This window comes from Plantactinospora sp. WMMC1484, from assembly GCF_049315195.1.
In the GTDB taxonomy this organism is placed as follows: domain Bacteria; phylum Actinomycetota; class Actinomycetes; order Mycobacteriales; family Micromonosporaceae; genus Plantactinospora.
Genome location: NZ_CP186055.1, coordinates 278,096 through 294,247, shown reverse-complemented (window position 1 = coordinate 294,247; position 16,152 = coordinate 278,096). Strand labels below are relative to the sequence as shown.

Here is a 16,152-nt window from a genome sequence, read left to right as displayed (position 1 = left end):
CGGCCGGGGGGTCGCGGCTGTCGCGACGGGCCGGGGGAGCGGGACCAGCCTGGAGGTGTCAGCCGGCGTCGGTGAGCCGGAACGAGTTGACCATCTCGTCGAAGATTGGCCTGCTCTCCTCGAACCGCTCGTCGGGAGTGGTCAGGTAGAAGGAGTAGGCGTTGCCGTCGGCGGTGATCGCCCGCCAGACCCCGTGCCGCTTGTCGGCACCCTCGCCGCAGGTGTACTCCAGCTCGGCGGCGGGCCTGCCGCCGACCTCGACCTCCTGCAGGGCCACCTGTTCGTACGGCTTCTTGCAGGTGCTGTTCTTCTTCAGGCCGCTCTCGGCGACCTTCATGAAGCTCATCGGGGTCCGGCCCTTCTCCACCAGGATGCGGACCCGGCGACCGCTGTCCTCCGGATCGGTGTAGTCGGTGTAGAACCCGGTGCCGCCGCTCTTCTTCCAGCCCTTCGGCACGTTCACCGAGACACCCTTCGCGCTGTGCGACTGGGTGGCGAAGGCCGCCTTGACCGGCGCGGGGCTGGACGGCGCCGCCTGGGGCGCCGGGTTGACCGGGTCGGCACCACTGCCGCCGAGCGAGAGTGCGACGACGCCGACCAGCAGCGCGGCGGCGACACCGCCGGCCACCGCGAGCTGCGTCTTCCGGGGCCAGCCCCTGACGGTCCGCAGCACCGAGTCACCGGCCTGCCGGGCGCCGGCCAGGCCGCGACCGAGGCCGCCGCCGCGAGCCGTGTGTACCGTGCCGGCCCGGCCACCGGCCCCGGCCATCGCCCCGGTCGGCATGTCGAGCGGCCCGCCGCGTCGGCCGGCCGCGCCCGGCATCGCGCCCGTCGGGGTGTCCAGCGGGTTGGCGCCGTTCGCCGGGGCGCGGTTGGTGCTGGCGGCCTCGCGGGCGTTCCGGGCGATCCGGTCGGCCAGGGACTCGCCCGGGGCGAGCATGGCCCGGCCGCCGATCTCGCCGTTCGGCGTCGGCTGCGGGCGCGTGCCGCGGGTCGGCTGGGCGGCGGTCGGTGGGGCCGCCGCCGGTGACTGCGGTGCGGTGGCCCCCGGCTGCTGCCACGGTGACCGCTGGCTGGGCACCACCGCGTACGGGTCGGTGACCATGTGCCCGGCGGCGTTGCTGGCCAGCGGGCCGGCCAGCAGCTCGCGCAGCATGGTCCGGGAGGCGGTCACGTCGAGCCGGCGGGCCGGGTCCTTCTCCAGCAGGCCGAGGAGCACCCGGGTCAGCGGGCCGGACCGGGATGGCGGCGCGGGCGGGTCCTCCACCACCGCGTGCATGGTCTCGATCGGGTCGCCCTTGTCAAAGGGCGGCCGCCCCTCCACCGCCGTGTAGAGGGTCACGCCGAGCGAGAAGAGGTCGCTGGGCGGGCCGAAGTCCTGCCCCATGGCCCGCTCCGGCGAGATGAAGTGTGGCGAGCCGAGCACCATGCCGGGGGTGGTGAGCTGCACGTCGGTCGGCATCCGGGCCACGCCGAAGTCGGTGAGCACGCAGCGGCCGTCGGAGCAGATCAGCACGTTCGCCGGCTTGACGTCGCGGTGCAGTACCCCGATCGCGTGCGCCACCTCGAGCGCGCCGAGCAGCGCGATGCCGATCTTGGCGACCGCGCGCGGCGCGAGTGGGCCGTCCTCGATCACCATGTCGGCCAGGCTGCGCGCGTCGAGCAGCTCCATCACGATCCATGGCCGCCCACCCTCGTGGACCACGTCGTAGACCTGCACCACCGCCGGGTGCTGGAGTGCCGCGGCGGCCCGCGCCTCGCGCAGGGTGCGTTCGTACATCGCGTCGCGGTCGCTGGGGGCCAGCCCCGGTGGGAGCACGACCTCCTTCACCGCCACGTCGCGGCGGAGCAGGGTGTCGGCCGCACGCCACACGGTGCCCATGCCGCCGTGGCCGACCGCCGCCCGCAACGAGTACCGACCGCCGATGGTTATGCCGGGTGCCGCACGTCCGTTGGTGGGATTGGCCGGTCCGCCACTCCACGTCGGGATCTGAGTCACAGAAAAGCCACCGAAGAGAATCGAGGGGGCACAGGACAGAACCCCCCTATATTGCGGGTTCCGACCGCAGAAGGGAAAGACAACCGCCGGACTTCCCGATAACTCGACCTTAAGTGTTGATTAGGTCACGCACCGTTCAGGATCTCCGACGCACTGTGCTGGGCCGCTCACCGGCCGGTGCCGGCGATCCGGGCCCCCGGAGAGGGGCCGGTCACCGGCTCTACCATGCCGGTATGAGCGAACGTCGGTCGAGCGAGTCGGGTTTCCCGATCAAGGAAGTGTACGACGCCGCCGACGTGCCGGAGGGGCTCGACGCCCGGCTCGGCGCGCCCGGCGAGTTCCCGTACGCCCGGGGTGTCTACCCGACGATGTACACCTCGCGGCCGTGGACCATGCGCCAGTACGCCGGCTTCGGCACCGCCACCGAGTCCAACGCGCGCTACCACCAGCTCCTCGCCGCCGGGACCATGGGGCTCTCCGTCGCCTTCGACCTGCCCACCCAGATGGGCTACGACTCCGACCACCCGATCGCGCACGGCGAGGTCGGCAAGGTCGGCGTGGCGATCGACTCCGTCGACGACATGCGGACCCTCTTCGCCGGCATCCCGCTGGACAGGGTCTCCACCTCGATGACCATCAACGCGCCCGGCTCGGTGCTGCTGCTGCTCTACCAGCTCGTGGCCGAGGAGTCCGGAGTGGCCGGTTCGGCGTTGAACGGGACCATCCAGAACGACATCCTCAAGGAGTACATCGCCCGGGGCACCTACATCTTCCCGCCCAAGCCCTCGCTGCGGCTGGTGGCCGACACCTTCGCCTATTGTCGCAAGGAGATGCCGAAGTGGAACACCATCTCGATCTCCGGCTACCACATGGCGGAGGCCGGGGCGACCCCGGTGCAGGAGATCGCCTTCACCCTGGCCAACGGGGTCGAGTACGTCCGCGCCGCGCTCGCCGCCGGGCTCGCCGTCGACGACTTCGCACCCCGGCTGTCGTTCTTCTTCGTGGCCCGGACCACCCTGCTGGAGGAGGTGGCCAAGTTTCGGGCCGCCCGGCGGATCTGGGCCCGGCTGATGCGCGACGAGTTCGGGGCGGTGAACCCGAAGTCGCTGATGCTGCGCTTCCACACCCAGACGGCCGGGGTCCAGCTCACCGCCCAGCAGCCGGAGGTGAACCTGGTCAGGGTCGCGGTGCAGGCGCTCGGCGCGGTGCTCGGCGGCACCCAGTCGCTGCACACCAACAGCTTCGACGAGGCGATCGCGCTGCCCACCGAGAAGGCGGCCCGGCTGGCGCTGCGTACCCAGCAGGTGCTGGCGTACGAGACCGACCTGACCGCCACTGTCGACCCGTTCGCCGGCTCGTACGTGGTGGAGTCGATGACCGACGAGATCGAGGCCGGGGCGCGGGCCCTGCTGGACCGGGTCGCCGAGTACGGCTCGGCGGTGGAGGCGATCGAGGCGGGCTTCCAGAAGCGCGAGATCGAGACCTCGGCGTACCGGGTGGCGCAGCAGATCGAGTCCGGTGACCGGGTGGTGGTCGGGGTCAACCGGTTCGCGGTCGACGAGGAGGAGCCGTACGAGCCGCTCCGCGTCGACCCGGCGATCGAGGCTGCCCAGCGCGACCGGCTGGCCCGGCTGCGCGCCGGTCGGGACGCGGCCGCCGTCGAGCGCGCCCTCGCCGACCTACGCACCGCCGCCTTCGGTACGGAGAACGTGCTCTACCCGATGAAGGAGGCGTTGCGGGCCCGGGCCACCGTCGGAGAGGTCTGCGGCGTCCTGCGCGAGGTCTGGGGAACCCACCGCCCCACCGACCGCTTCTGAGGTGTAAGGAAGGGCCCCCGCTACAACAGAAAGCGATAAGAGGGGGCCCTTCCTTGCACTCCGGGCCGGGGAGTGCGGGTGTGGGATTGCGGGTATCAGGACGCTAGCCGGGTCCGACGGGTGCAGTGACGGACAGCCTGTGCGCAGTCCGTTTGACGACGACTGCCACCCTGGGGACCCCCGCCACCCCACCCGGTGGTGCTGCACCGTCGTCCTGCCAGGAACGCCGGACAGCTCGACAATCGGACGGGCGGTGTTGCTGCCGAGCGAGATCGTGACCGGCGAAACCGTCACGCGTTGTAGGAGGTGTGGCACAGATGGCGGGGTCTGATGGCGGGATGAGTCGCGCTCCGTACGTTGCTGAGCGCTCCTACCAGGGCTTTCGTGACTCTGTGCTGTCTGATCATCACCAGAACGAGGTTGCGCAGCGTCACCGTCGGCGGTCTAGGCTGTCCGAGTCCCATCCCATTCACAGTGATCGAGAATTCGACGTGACGAGTGCTTTGCAACTGCCGACCGGCAGCCTGCCGGCGTCGTCGGAGTCCGAGACGCCGCCGGGGGCCGAACCCCTGCCCGCCGGGCTGGACCGGATGCTCGACCTCCGGCTGCCCGATCTGATCGCGACCCGCCGGTTCCTGCACGCCCATCCGGAGCTCTCCGGGCGGGAGTTCGAGACCGCCGCGCTGGTGGCCCGGGAGCTGTCGGCAGCCGGTCTGAGGCCGCGCCTGCTGCCCAAGGGCAACGGGGTGATCTGCGACATCGACGGGCGGCCGTCCGGGCCGGTGATCGCGCTCCGGGCCGATCTCGACGCACTGCCGCTGACCGACGTGAAGGACGTTCCCTACCGGTCCACCGTGGCAGGAGCCTGTCACGCCTGCGGGCACGACGTGCACACCAGCGTCGTACTCGGGGTGGGGCTGCTGCTCGCCCAGCTCGCCCGGCGGGGCAAGCTGGACGGCCGGGTCCGGCTGATCTTCCAGCCGGCCGAGGAGATCCTGCCCTGCGGCTCGCTGGAGGTCATCGAGGCCGGTGGACTGACCGACGTCACCCAGATCTTCGCCGTGCACTGTGACCCCAACCTGCCGGTCGGCCGGGTCGGCCTGCGGGTCGGCCCGATCACGGCGGCGGCGGACAACATCACCGTACGGCTGAGCGGTCCCGGCGGGCACACCGCCCGGCCGCACCTGACGGTGGACCTGGTCGACGCGCTCGGCCGGCTGGTCACCGAGGTGCCGGCGCTGGTGAACCGGCGGGTGCCGGCCAACAGCGGCCTGCTGCTGGTTTTCGGGCAGGCTTCGGCCGGCACCCAGTACAACGTCATCCCGAACGAGGCGATGGCGGCCGGCACGCTCCGGGTGCTCGACCGGGACACCTGGGACGAGGCGCCGAAGATCGTGGCCCAGGTGGTGCGGGACGTGATCGCACCGACCGGCGCCACGGTGGACGTCGAATACCTACGGGGCCGCCCGCCGGTGGTCAACGACGCCGAGGCGATCCAGGTGCTGACCGCGGCGACGGTGGCCACGTCCGGCCCGGTCGGGGTGGCCGAGACCCCGCAGAGCATGGGCGGCGAGGACTTCTCCTGGTATCTGGAGCACGTACCGGGGGCGCTGGCCCGGCTCGGCGTGGGACGGACGGCGGCCAACGTCGACCTGCACCGGGCGACGTTCGATGTGGACGAGCGGGCCATCGGGGTCGGCGTCCGGCTGCTCGCCCACACCGCGCTCAAGGCGATGGCCGGCTGAGCCGGCCACCCCGCTCCGGCCGCCCGGGTGCAGTCCGATCCGGCGGGCCCCGCTCCGGCCGCCCGGGTGCAGTCCGATCCGGCGGGCCCCGCTCCGGCCGCCCGGGTGCAGTCCGATCCGGCGGGCCCCGCTCCGGCCGCCCGGGGACGGCTCAGTCCGGCGGAGCCGAGGACTGGGCCGGCACCGGCGGACTCTGGGGTGACGGAGCCGGCACCCGCCGCCGCGAGGACCGGTCACGCAGCCGGCGGGCCAGCCAGAGTCCACCGAGCACCGGAAGGCCGATCGCGACGACGAACGGCAGCAGCGCGCCGAGCACGGTCAGCAGGATCCGCAGGGACGCGACGAACGCCGTCCAGCCGCCCTCCAGGCCGGCCAGGAACCCGGTCGCCGGCTCGTCGTCCTCGGGTGCGCGGGCGTTCGGCCCGAGCAGCACGGCGGTGATGGTGGAGAGCGCGGTCAGGTCGGCGAGCCGCCGCTTCTTCGCCTCCAGCGAGGCGAGGTCCGCCTCCCGCTTGGCGAGTTCGCTCTCCAGCATCACCAGGTCCGACAGGGACTTCGCCTGCGCCAGCAGCCGGCGGCCACTCTCCACTCTGGCCTGCTGGGTGGCGATCCGGGCATCCAGGTCGAGGGTCTCCTCGGTGACGTCGTCGGTCTTGACGTCCCGGCGCAGCTGCTCGCCGAGCCGGGCGATCTCCTCCACCACGGTGCCGAACCGGTCGGCCGGCACCCGTAGCTGGAGCGTGGCCTCGGAACGTGACTCGTCACTGCTCCGGTTGTCGCCGCCGAGGAAGCCACCGGCGCCGGTCGCGATGCCGACCGCGCTGGCTGCCGCCGCTTCGACATCGTCCACCCGGACCGTGACGGATCCGGTGTAGACGATGGCCCGCTGCCCGACCCCCAACTCGGTCGACGGCTCCGCTGCCCGCTCGCCGGCTGCGGCCGGCGGTACCTCGGCCCGGTCCGCCGCCGGCGCCTCGGCCGCGCCGGGCTGCGCCTGCTCGGCCCCGGCCGGAGCCTCCGACGTCGAGCCGGCGTCGTCCCCGCCGGCGGCGCAGCCGGCGGGCAGCAGGGCGGCCGCCAGCGCCACCGTGCCGAGCAGCCTGGCCAGGCGGCGGCCGTGGGCCGGGCCGGGCGTGGTGGTGCTTCGTCCGTTCATTGTCATCTCCGTTCCTCCCTGCCCCGTGTGGAGGTGTTCCGTCAGACGCGCCGCGAAGCAGACCTGGTTCCGGCAGACTGCGCGCAGGACATCACGATTCGGTGACCGAGGAGTCTCGATGGGACTGACCGGATGCGGCCATGGCCGGCCTCTCCCGTGATCTCGTCGAGCGGCTCTATGCCGCTCCACCGGACGGTTTCGTCGCCGCGCGCGCCGAGGCGGTCGCGGCAGCCCGGGCCGCCGGAGACCCGGCTGTCGCACGGGAGATCGCCGGGCTGCGCAAGCCGACGGTGGCCGCCTGGCTGGTGAACCTGCTGGCCCTGCGCCGGCCGGAGCTGATGGCCGAGCTGGTCGAACTCTCCACCGCACTCCGCACCGCGCAGCGGGAGTTGCGAGGCGCCCGGCTGCGGGAACTCTCCACCCGGCGGCGTCACGTGGTGGCCGCGCTGGTCGGTCAGGCCCGGGCGCTCGGCCTGGAGGCCGATCTCCGGCTGACCGCGGGGAAGCTGCCGCTGGCCGAGGTCGAGGCGACGTTGAACGCGGCACTGGCCGACGTGGAGGTTGCGGAGCAGGCCCGTTCCGGCCGGCTGGTCCGGGCGGCCAGCTACGCCGGCTTCGGTGAGGTGCCCCGGCCACAGTTGCGCCTGATCGTCGGCGGCCCGGACGCCGACGAACCGGTCGAGCCGGACGCCGACGAACCGGCCGAGCCGGAGGGTGGGCCGGTCGAGCCGGAGGGTGGGCCCGTGGCGGAGGGCCGGGAGCCGGCGGGTGCGCCCGGTCGGCGTACCGGCGGGGGGACGCGGAGCGGTGCGGCCGGGGCGGCGGACACCACCGCCGCCGAGCGGGCGGCCGCCCGGGCCGAGGAGTCGGCCCGGGCCGCGCGCCGCCGCGGCCTGGAGCGGGCATTGACGGAGGCGCGTAGCCGGCAGGAGCGGGCCGAGGCGGAGGTGGCAGCGGCCGTAACGGCCGAGCGGGGCGGCGTCGCGGAGCTCACCGCGATCGAGTCCGAACTGGCCGAACTGGAACGTCGGCGGGCCGCCGCCGAACAGGAGGTCACCCGGCTGAAGCTGGCCCGGCGGGCCGCCGAGCGGGGAGCGGTCGCCGCCCGGCGTCGGCTCGGCGAGGTGCAGGCCGCAGCCGAGGCGTCGGAGACGGCGCAGGACGGTGACGGCGCATGGTAGGCCGGGCGTCCTGGAGCCGGGGAAGGACGGGGCCGGGGTGCCGGCAGGCCCGACACGGCCGGGGCCGCGCAGGGCGGCCGGCGGCGCGGTGGCTCCGGCGCCCCGGGCTCCGGCGCCCCGGGCTCCGGCGCCCCGGGCTCCGGCGCGCCGGATCGGTGGTCAGGACTGCCGAAAAGGGAGTCCGCCAGGCAGACTCGACCGGGTGGTGCGAGCGGAACCCGTGATCCGGACCCGAGGACCGGGGCGTTGACCCCCGAGCAGGCCGCCGGCGCGGCCAGGCCGACGGTGCTGAAGTTGGGCAGCGCGTTCATCGAGTGTCCGCGTACGCTGCGCCGGGCGCGTCAGATGGGCATCTCCGGGTGGGCGTTCCTGGTGACCGGTCGCGGTGCGGTGCTCGGCGACGTCCGGACCGAGACCGTGGCCGCGGCGATCGGCATCCTCTCGCCCGAGGCGGTCTCCGACGGCTGGGAGATGGCCGTCCGGGTGGCCACGCCGAGCGCCGTGGCCGAGGTCAGCCGGGCCGAGTGCTGCCGCTGGGGGATCGACTATCTGGCCAAGTTCCCGCCGGTCGGCCGGATGATCGAGTTGATCGAGCCGGTCGTGGTGGCGGCCGACGCCACCGGGATGCCGCTCTTCGCGGCCTGGCGGGGGATGCCGGTGCCGGCGGACGCCGCCCCGGGCGCCCGCGCGGCGGTGCTGCTGCACCTGCTCTTCGAGTACTACTCCGGGGCCAGCCTGATGGCGCTCCGCGCCGCCGGCATGACGGCGATGGAGATCATCCTGGCAGGGCCCGAGGGCGAGTCCGGGGCGATCGCGTACGGCTGGTCGCCGCCGTATCCGCCGGTGGGGCCGCTGGTGCGGCGGCGGCTGTGGGCCGAGTCGGTCACCGACCGGATCGTCGCCCAGGCGTTCGGGGTGCTCGACGCGGCGGAGCGCGTGGAGCTGGTCAGCCTGCTCGGGGCCGCGCTGACCGGGGCGCGGATGTCACCGCCCCACCCGGATTGACCGAGCCGGCCGATCCGGACTGACCGAGCCGGCCGACCCGGGCCGGCGGGCCTGCCGACCCGGATTGACCGAGCCGGCCGACCCGGATTGACCGAGCCGGCCGACCCGGGCCGGCGGGGCCTGCCGACCTGGCCGGCCGGGGTGCGGGTCCCCAGCCCGGATGGCGGCCGGGGACGCGGAAGGGTGGTCGCGAGAGCGGCTCTGCGGTCAGGACCAGCGGAAGAGCTTGGCGGCCAGCCCGCCGAGGATCGCGGTCGACCCGACCAGCACCGCCAGGTGCAGCGGTTGCGGCCAGTCACCGCCCCAGGCGTCCTGGAGCGCCTGTGAGGCGGCGCCGAGCGGGGTGAAGTCAGCGACCCGGCGGACCGTGTCCGGCATCAGGGGACCGGGCGTCCAGACCCCGGCGGCGAAGAGCATCGGGTAGTAGACCAGGCTGCCGATGCCCATCGCGGCCCGGCTCGTCGGGGTGAGGGCGGCGACGAGCAGGGCCAGCGCCACCATCGAGGCCGAGCCGAGCCCGAAGGCGACCAGCAGTCCCGGTACGTCAGGTCGGGCCCGTACGCCGAAGGCCAGCCCGGCGGCGACCAGCGCCAACCCGCAGCCGACGAGCAGCGCGGTCACGTTCACCACCAGTTGCGCCACCAGCAGCCGCGCCGGCGGGGCCGGCGTGGTGGAGAGCCGGCGCAGGACGCCCTTCTCGCGGTCGGCGGCGAGCGTGTTCAGCAGGCTGACCAGGGCCACGGTGCCGATCGCCAGCGCCAGGGTGATCGGCAGGTAGAACTCGATCGGCCGGCGGCCACCGATGTCGGCGCTCGGTTCGGTGAAGCCCGGCATGGCGCTGCCGAGGATCAGCACCAGGGCGGCCGGAAAGACCACCGTGAAGAAGGCGCCGACGGGTTCGCGGGCGAAGAGCTTCGCCTCGGTGGCGATCAGCTTGCGGGTGCTCCGGCCCGCGGTGCGGCGCCGGGCCACCCGGCTGCCGGCGCCGGGGGAGACGGTCTCGGGAGGTGCGGTGCCGTTCATCGTTCTCTCGCTCCTTCGGGGAGGGCCGACGGTCAGTTGGGGCTGGTCAGGGCGAGGACGGCGTCCTCCAGGGTGGGCCGCTCGACACCGGGCACGTCGGCCCGGGCGACCAGCTCGGCCGGGGTGTCGATCGCGACCACCTCGCCGGAGCGGAGCACGGCCAGCCGGTCGCAGAGCCGCTCGGCCTCGTCCATGAAGTGGGTGACCAGCACGACGGTCACACCCCGGTCCCGGACGTCCCGGACAAGCTGCCAGGCGTCCCGGCGGGCCTGCGGGTCCAGTCCGGTGGTCAGCTCGTCGAGTACCGCGATCCGCGGGTTGCCGACCAGGGCGAGCGCGACCGAGAGCCGCTGCTTCTGCCCGCCGGAGAGCTTGGCGAAGGCGGTGTTCCGCTTCGCGGTCAGCCCCAGCTCGTCCATCAGCGCACGCCAGTCCGCCGGCTCGGCGTAGAACGAGCTGTACAGGTCGAGTGCCTCCCAGACCTTGAGCCGGTCCGGCAGGTGGCTCTCCTGTAGCTGGATGCCGACCTGGTGGCGTAGCTCGGCGCGCTCCCGGGCCGGATCCAGGCCGAGGACGCGGACCGTCCCGCCGTCGGCTCGGCGCAGCCCGGTCAGGCACTCGACGGTGGTGGTCTTGCCGGAGCCGTTGGGCCCGACTATCCCGAAGATCTCTCCGGGACGTACCTCGAAGGAGACGTCGTGGACGGCGACCTGGTCGCCGTACCGCTTCCGCAGGTTGCTGACCTCGATGACTGGCATGGGACAAACGCTAGGAAGCGTGTGGGTCACCCGGAATGCGTCCACCTGCCCGGCGGGGGTGCAGGAAACCACACCCCGGCGCGGTGTCTGGCGGCAGTCCGCGCCGCCCGCCCTACGGCCAGACTGGAGGCATGTCGCGCCGGTACGGCCTCGCGTTCGTCCGCAGCCTCGCCCAGACCGGGCTGGGCCTGGTCGGCCTGGCGATGTCCGTGCTACTCGTCGTGGCGGCCACCCTGGTGGTGCCGTACCTGCCGGCGGCCCGGGGCGCCAAGCGGCTGGCCGATCTCGGCCGGCGGCTGGCCGGGGAGTGGGGCGGCATCCCGGTGCCGGAGGCGGGCCGCCCGGGACCGCCGGTGCCGCAGCGCCGGGCAGACGGATGGTACGTGCACGACAACCAGCTCTACCGCTCGCCGCGGCTGCCGGCGTACCTGAGCGAGCTGACCTGGCGCGGCGAGGACCCGGCGCTGCTCCGCGAGTGGAGCTGGCTGCATCTGACGCCCTTCACCGGCGGTTTCGCCACCCTGGTCCCGCCGGTCCTGGCCGGCACCGGCCTCTGGCTCGGTGCCCTCGGGCTGACCGGCGGCACGCTTCCCGGGCTCGGGGAGCCACCGCCCCTGCTGGCGCTGCCACCCCTGCTGGCGCTGCCACCCCTGCTGGCGCTGCCGCCCCTGTCGCCCCTGTCGCCCCTGCTGGCACTGCCGCTGGGGCTGGTGCTGCTGGCGCTCGGCTTCCTCGTCGCACCCCTGGCGCTGCGGCTGCACGCCCGGTGGAGCCGGCTGCTGCTCCAGCCGCCGGAGCAGTCCTGGTGGCACCGCTCCGGACTGGCCGGCCGGACCGGTCGGTGGTCGAGGGCGGCCTGGCACGGTGCCGGGCTGACCGGGCTCGGCTTCGCGGCCCTCGGTGGCTTCCTGCTGAACCTGGCGGCCCTCGTCGTCGCCTGGGGCGGGCTGTCGCCGCAGGTGTCGAAGCTGACCCGGCCGCTGGTCAGCCGCTACCGCCGGTACGCCGGCACCTGGACCGGGGCGGTGATCCGGGAGCCGTACCGGCCGTATCCGGAGCCGCCCCGGCCGGACGAGGACGGACGCTACCGGGTCGGCCGGGCCCTCCACGACGACCGGGAGATGGCGGTCCGGGTCCAGGGCTACTCCTGGCTCTTCACCGATCCGGCGTTCTGGCGGGACCAGCTCTGGATGGCGACCAACCCGGTGCCCGGACTGCTCGGGCTGGTGCCGGCCGCGCTGATCTCGGTGGGCCTCTTCGGACTGGTGGCGCAGCCACTCTGGTGGGTGCCCTGGGGAGTGCCGCTCGGCCTCTTCGCCGGGGAGTGGGTCACGCCCTGGTACGTCTGGTACGGCGTCACCTACCTGGTGCCCGGCCTCGCCGGGATACCCGGCTGGGTCAGTGCGCCGCTCGGCCTGGCGCTGGCCGGTGCCGGCATGCTGCTCGCCCCGGGCCTGCTCCGGCTGCGCCTGCGGTACGACCGGCTGCTGCTCGCGCCCACCAGCTCGGCCGAGCTGGCGCTGCGGGTACGCCGCCTGACCGAGACCCGGGCCGACGCCGTCGACACCCAGGCGGCCGAACTGCGCCGGATCGAGCGGGACCTGCACGACGGTGCGCAGGCCCGGCTGGTCGCGGTCGGGCTCAGCCTGGCCGGGATCGAGCGGCTGATCGAGGAGGACCCGACCGCCGCGCGGGCGTTGGTGGCGCAGGCCCGGCAGGCCTCGGCGACCGCCCTGACCGAGCTGCGCGACCTGGTCCGTGGCATCCATCCACCGGTGCTCGCCGAGCGGGGCCTGCCGGACGCGCTGCGGGCGGTGGCGCTGGACAGCCCGCTCCCGGTACGCGTCACCGGGCAGCTTTCCGGCCGGCTCGACCCGCCGGTGGAGTCGGCGGCGTACTTCTGCGTGCTGGAGGCGCTGGCGAACGCCGTCCGGCACGCCGGAGCCGGCACGGTCGAGATCGACGTCACGCACACCGGTGAGGTGTTGCGGATCACCGTCCTCGACGACGGCCGGGGCGGCGCCGATCCGGAGCGGGGCAGCGGGCTGCGCGGCGTACGGCGTCGGCTGGGCGCCTTCGACGGCGTACTCGCGGTGCGCAGTCCGGTCGGTGGCCCGACCCTGGTGACGGTGGAGATCCCCTGCCCGCCGCCGGCCTAGCAGGGCTTCCCGGCCCGCTCGTGCGACCTGGCAGGGCTTCCCGGCCCGCTCGTGCGACCTGGCAGGGCTTCCGGTCAGGTCGAGGCGGTGCCGGTCGGGCGGGAACGCAACTCGGCCACGTAGTCGTCGGGCGCGCCGGCCTTCTCCGCCGCGTTGGCGATCTCCGACAGGTACCAGGCGGTCGGCAGCCCGCCCTCGTAGCCGGCGAAGACGTACACCCAGGCGGTGATCTCGCCGTCCAGGGTGACCACCCGGACGTGCAGCTTCCGGTAGGTGCCGGAGGCCACCCCCTCGACCTCGTCGAGTTGGGCGGCGTCCCACGGGTGTACGTCGTAGAGTGCGACGAAGACGCGATCGCCGGGCGACTCGACGATGGTGGTGACGGCACCCTCCCAACCGAGCACCCCCTCACCGGCGAAGGTGAGCCGCCAGCCTTCCAGCCAGCCGGTGCCCACCATCGGCGAGTGCGGGCAGTAGGCCCGCATCCGGGCGGGGTCGAGGTTTGAGCCGTACGCGGCGTAATGACGCACGGCGATGACGATAGCCGGACGGAGGGGTGGGGGAGAATACGACGGTGCGTGTCGGACGGGTTCTGGACAAGATTGTCACTACGGGCATCGACGGAGGGCGAGCACTGTGAGCCGGATTGTCATCATCGGCGGTGGGCCGGCCGGCTACGAGGCGGCGCTGGTCGCGGCCCAGTTGGACGCCGACGTCACGATCGTCGAGACCGACGGCGCGGGTGGCGCCTGCGTGCTGCACGACTGCGTGCCGTCGAAGACTTTCATCGCGAGCTCCGAGGTGGTGACCGGATATCGGGACACCGAGGAGTTCGGGGTGCACTCGGACGGGCTGGAGGCGATCACGGTCGACGCACCGACCGTGCACGGCCGGGTCAAGCGGCTCGCGCTCGCCCAGTCCGCCGACATCCACGCAAAGCTCATCAAGGCCGGCGTGACCTTCGTCTCCGGCCGGGCGCGGCTCGGCGAGGACACGCTCGGTCACACCCACCGGGTGCTGGTCACCCCGTCGGATGGGGACTCCACCTACTCGATGGACGCCTCGACGGTGCTGATCGCCACCGGCGCCAACCCCCGGGTGCTGCCGAGTGCGGTCCCGGACGGTGCGCGGATCCTGACCTGGCGCCAGGTCTACGACCTGCCCGAGCTGCCGGAACGGCTGATCGTGATCGGCTCCGGCGTCACCGGGGCGGAGTTCGCCAGCGCGTACCTGGCGATGGGGGTCGAGGTGACTCTGGTCTCCAGCCGCGACCGGGTGATGCCGCACGAGGACCCGGACGCGGCGAGCGCCATCGAGCAGGTCTTCCGGGCCCGGGGGATGGAGATTCTCAACAACAGTCGGGCGAACGCGGTCCGCCGCACCGACGACGGGGTCGAGGTGGCGCTCGCCGACGGCCGGACGGTGTACGGCTCGCACGCGCTGATGGCGGTCGGTTCGGTACCGAACACCGCCGACCTCGGCCTGACCGAGTACGGCGTGACGGTCGCACCGGGCGGCTACGTCAGCACCGACCGGGTCTCCCGGACCAACGTGCCCGGCATCTACGCCGCCGGCGACTGCACCGGGGTGCTGCCGCTGGCCAGCGTGGCCGCGATGCAGGGCCGGATCGCCATGTGGCACGCGCTCGGCGACGCGGTCTCGCCGCTGCGGCTGCGTACCGTCGCCGCCAACGTCTTCACCGACCCCGAGCTGGCCACCGTCGGGGTGTCGCAGAACGAGGTGGACTCGGGCAGGGTGCCGGCCCGCCAGGTGATGCTGCCGCTGGCCGGCAACGCCCGCGCCAAGATGGCCGACCAGCAGGACGGCTTCGTGAAGCTCTTCTGCCGTCCGGCCAGCGGCCAGGTCGTCGGCGGGGTGGTGGTGGCGCCGAAGGCGAGCGAGCTGATCCTGCCGATCACGATGGCGGTGGAGAACAACCTCACCGTCGACCAGCTCGCGATGACCTTCACCATCTATCCGTCGCTCTCCGGGTCGATCACGGAGGCCGCCCGCCAGTTGATGCTGCACGAGCTGGAGTGACCGCACCGGGGGATCCGGTCGATGTCACGGAGTGTGACGGGGCGGTGTGTCCGTCGTTGCCGGCGTACCGTTGGCGGCGCGCGAGCCGCGACCGCCGGGTCCCCCGTTCCCGGCGTGGTCGAAGCGGTTCGGCACCGGGCCGCCGACGGGTCCCGCGTCGGCGGCCCACCTCGGGCCGTCCCGGCCTAGCAGCCGGTCCAGAGCACCGCCCGCACCCCGTCGGGCACCCTGGGGTTGTGGAAGCCGGCGACCGTGCCGTTGTCGGCGATGGCGCGACCGCCGACGACGTGGTCGGGTGCGGGAGACGGCAGCGTCAGCACGGTGTCACCGCGCTGTAGCAGGCTTCCGCCGAGTACCGTGCCGCGCGCGTTGACGTCGGTCTGGTCGTGGGTGAGCTGCGGGTCGAGCACGGTGTACCGGCCGGTCCGCAGATCCCACCGCAGCCCGGCGTTGGCACCGCCCTGCAGGCCCTGGCCGACTGCCCAGCGCCCGCTCGCGGCCCGGACGGTCACCCAGGTGTCCCCGTCCGGTCCGCTCAGCGGGCGCAGCGCGCCGGACGGTGTCCGCAGCCACGAGGTGGTCTCCACCTCGTCCGTGCGGCCGACGACGGTGCCGCCGTCGGTGAAGCCGGTGATCACCGAGTACGGCGACGGAGTGTTGATCACCTGGACGGCGCCCGGCCGCCCTGCCGGCCAGAGCAGCCCGTACCGCTGGTTGGTCGGGGTGAGACCCATGCCGACGATGTCGCCCCGGGAGTTGACGGCCACCACTGTGGTGTCGTCGGCCGGGTCGATCACCGGCAGCAGTTCACCCCGCCCGTCGCGGTACCGCCACGGCGGCGACGGCACGTCGCGCGGCCCGTTGCCGATCGCGACGCCGTGCCGGTTGACGTCGACCGGACTGCCGCCCGGCGCCGGCGGGTCGAAGCTGGTGAGCCGGCCCCGGTCCCAGAGCAGCACCGGGTAGGTGTCGGTGGCCTGGCGTACTATCGCCGAGCCGAGAACGAAGCGGCCCGACGGGTCCATCGCGGTGACGTCGCTGCGGTAGGTCTCCGCCGGCACCGGCAGGGTCCGCATCGCGCAGGTGCCGCCGGGTGCGGCGGATACGGCGGGCGCGGGCGCGGCCGGCGCGGGCACGGCGGACGCCGCGACGGCGTACCCGGACGTGAGTGCGGCGGCTGCGGTCGTGACGGCGACTCCACGCAGGACGGTCCGTCGTGAGATCTCGGTCATTTCTGCCTCTCCCTAGGTGGTCGAACAATGGCGAACT

The 16,152-nt window shown here is 73.6% G+C and carries 12 protein-coding genes; 6 read left to right on the top strand and 6 right to left on the bottom strand.

The features are described from left to right. Positions 1 to 58 precede the first annotated feature (58 nt). Positions 59 to 1,999, bottom strand: coding sequence for a protein kinase domain-containing protein (locus tag ACN28C_RS01290; protein WP_422771792.1), 1,941 nt, complete (start codon positions 1,997 to 1,999; stop codon positions 59 to 61). A 233-nt stretch (positions 2,000 to 2,232) separates the two neighbouring features. Between ACN28C_RS01290 and ACN28C_RS01285 the strand changes: the two genes are divergently transcribed. Both ACN28C_RS01285 and ACN28C_RS01280 read left to right on the top strand, forming a co-directional pair. Then, positions 2,233 to 3,816, top strand: coding sequence for an acyl-CoA mutase large subunit family protein (locus tag ACN28C_RS01285; protein WP_422771791.1), 1,584 nt, complete (start codon positions 2,233 to 2,235; stop codon positions 3,814 to 3,816). 491 nt (positions 3,817 to 4,307) lie between these two features. Beyond that, positions 4,308 to 5,561: an amidohydrolase gene (locus ACN28C_RS01280; protein WP_422771790.1), complete on the top strand. Its 1,254-nt coding sequence runs from the start codon at positions 4,308 to 4,310 to the stop codon at positions 5,559 to 5,561. A gap of 151 nt (positions 5,562 to 5,712) precedes the next feature. Here the strand turns inward: ACN28C_RS01280 and ACN28C_RS01275 are convergent, their stop codons facing one another. After that, on the bottom strand, positions 5,713 to 6,717 hold the full coding sequence (locus ACN28C_RS01275; protein WP_422771789.1) for a DUF4349 domain-containing protein: 1,005 nt from the start codon (positions 6,715 to 6,717) through the stop codon (positions 5,713 to 5,715). A gap of 140 nt (positions 6,718 to 6,857) precedes the next feature. On the opposite strand from ACN28C_RS01275, the gene ACN28C_RS01270 reads away from it, so the two are divergent. Together ACN28C_RS01270 and ACN28C_RS01265 are read left to right on the top strand one after the other, a co-directional pair. Then, complete coding sequence (locus ACN28C_RS01270) at positions 6,858 to 7,898, top strand: hypothetical protein (RefSeq protein ID WP_422771788.1); 1,041 nt, start codon at positions 6,858 to 6,860, stop codon at positions 7,896 to 7,898. A gap of 246 nt (positions 7,899 to 8,144) precedes the next feature. Then, complete coding sequence (locus ACN28C_RS01265) at positions 8,145 to 8,903, top strand: SCO6745 family protein (RefSeq protein ID WP_422771787.1); 759 nt, start codon at positions 8,145 to 8,147, stop codon at positions 8,901 to 8,903. 207 nt (positions 8,904 to 9,110) lie between these two features. Here ACN28C_RS01265 and ACN28C_RS01260 read toward each other — a convergent pair whose 3' ends face one another. After that, positions 9,111 to 9,926 (bottom strand): ABC transporter permease, encoded by an 816-nt coding sequence (locus ACN28C_RS01260; RefSeq protein WP_422771786.1) that lies wholly within the window; start codon positions 9,924 to 9,926, stop codon positions 9,111 to 9,113. A 32-nt stretch (positions 9,927 to 9,958) separates the two neighbouring features. After that, entirely contained in the window at positions 9,959 to 10,684 is a 726-nt protein-coding gene (locus ACN28C_RS01255) for an ABC transporter ATP-binding protein (protein WP_422771785.1), read from the bottom strand. A 131-nt stretch (positions 10,685 to 10,815) separates the two neighbouring features. On the opposite strand from ACN28C_RS01255, the gene ACN28C_RS01250 reads away from it, so the two are divergent. Beyond that, positions 10,816 to 12,843, top strand: coding sequence for a sensor histidine kinase (locus tag ACN28C_RS01250; RefSeq protein WP_422771784.1), 2,028 nt, complete (start codon positions 10,816 to 10,818; stop codon positions 12,841 to 12,843). 74 nt (positions 12,844 to 12,917) lie between these two features. On the opposite strand, the gene ACN28C_RS01245 is transcribed toward ACN28C_RS01250, so the two are convergent. Further along, positions 12,918 to 13,373, bottom strand: a complete 456-nt coding sequence (locus ACN28C_RS01245) for a gamma-glutamylcyclotransferase (protein WP_421497006.1) — start codon at positions 13,371 to 13,373, stop codon at positions 12,918 to 12,920. A gap of 106 nt (positions 13,374 to 13,479) precedes the next feature. Between ACN28C_RS01245 and ACN28C_RS01240 the strand changes: the two genes are divergently transcribed. After that, positions 13,480 to 14,883 carry an NAD(P)H-quinone dehydrogenase gene (locus ACN28C_RS01240; protein WP_422771783.1) on the top strand — a complete coding sequence of 468 codons (1,404 nt, stop codon included), beginning with the start codon at positions 13,480 to 13,482 and terminating at the stop codon, positions 14,881 to 14,883. Positions 14,884 to 15,068: 185 nt separating this feature from the next. On the opposite strand, the gene ACN28C_RS01235 is transcribed toward ACN28C_RS01240, so the two are convergent. Continuing rightward, a complete protein-coding gene (locus ACN28C_RS01235; RefSeq protein WP_422771782.1) occupies positions 15,069 to 16,115 on the bottom strand; it encodes a hypothetical protein in 1,047 nt (348 codons plus the stop codon). Positions 16,116 to 16,152: the final 37 nt, after the last annotated feature.

What these genes read in the sequence shown, in the direction of transcription:
- ACN28C_RS01285 (WP_422771791.1), top strand. Translation starts at nt 2,233, where the DNA reads ATGAGCGAACGTCGGTCGAGCGAGTCGGGTTTCCCGATCAAGGAAGTG.
- ACN28C_RS01275 (WP_422771789.1), bottom strand. Translation starts at nt 6,717, where the DNA reads ATGAACGGACGAAGCACCACCACGCCCGGCCCGGCCCACGGCCGCCGC.
- ACN28C_RS01270 (WP_422771788.1), top strand. Translation starts at nt 6,858, where the DNA reads ATGGCCGGCCTCTCCCGTGATCTCGTCGAGCGGCTCTATGCCGCTCCA.
- ACN28C_RS01235 (WP_422771782.1), bottom strand. Translation starts at nt 16,115, where the DNA reads ATGACCGAGATCTCACGACGGACCGTCCTGCGTGGAGTCGCCGTCACG.
- ACN28C_RS01255 (WP_422771785.1), bottom strand. Translation starts at nt 10,684, where the DNA reads ATGCCAGTCATCGAGGTCAGCAACCTGCGGAAGCGGTACGGCGACCAG.
- ACN28C_RS01260 (WP_422771786.1), bottom strand. Translation starts at nt 9,926, where the DNA reads ATGAACGGCACCGCACCTCCCGAGACCGTCTCCCCCGGCGCCGGCAGC.
- ACN28C_RS01250 (WP_422771784.1), top strand. Translation starts at nt 10,816, where the DNA reads ATGTCGCGCCGGTACGGCCTCGCGTTCGTCCGCAGCCTCGCCCAGACC.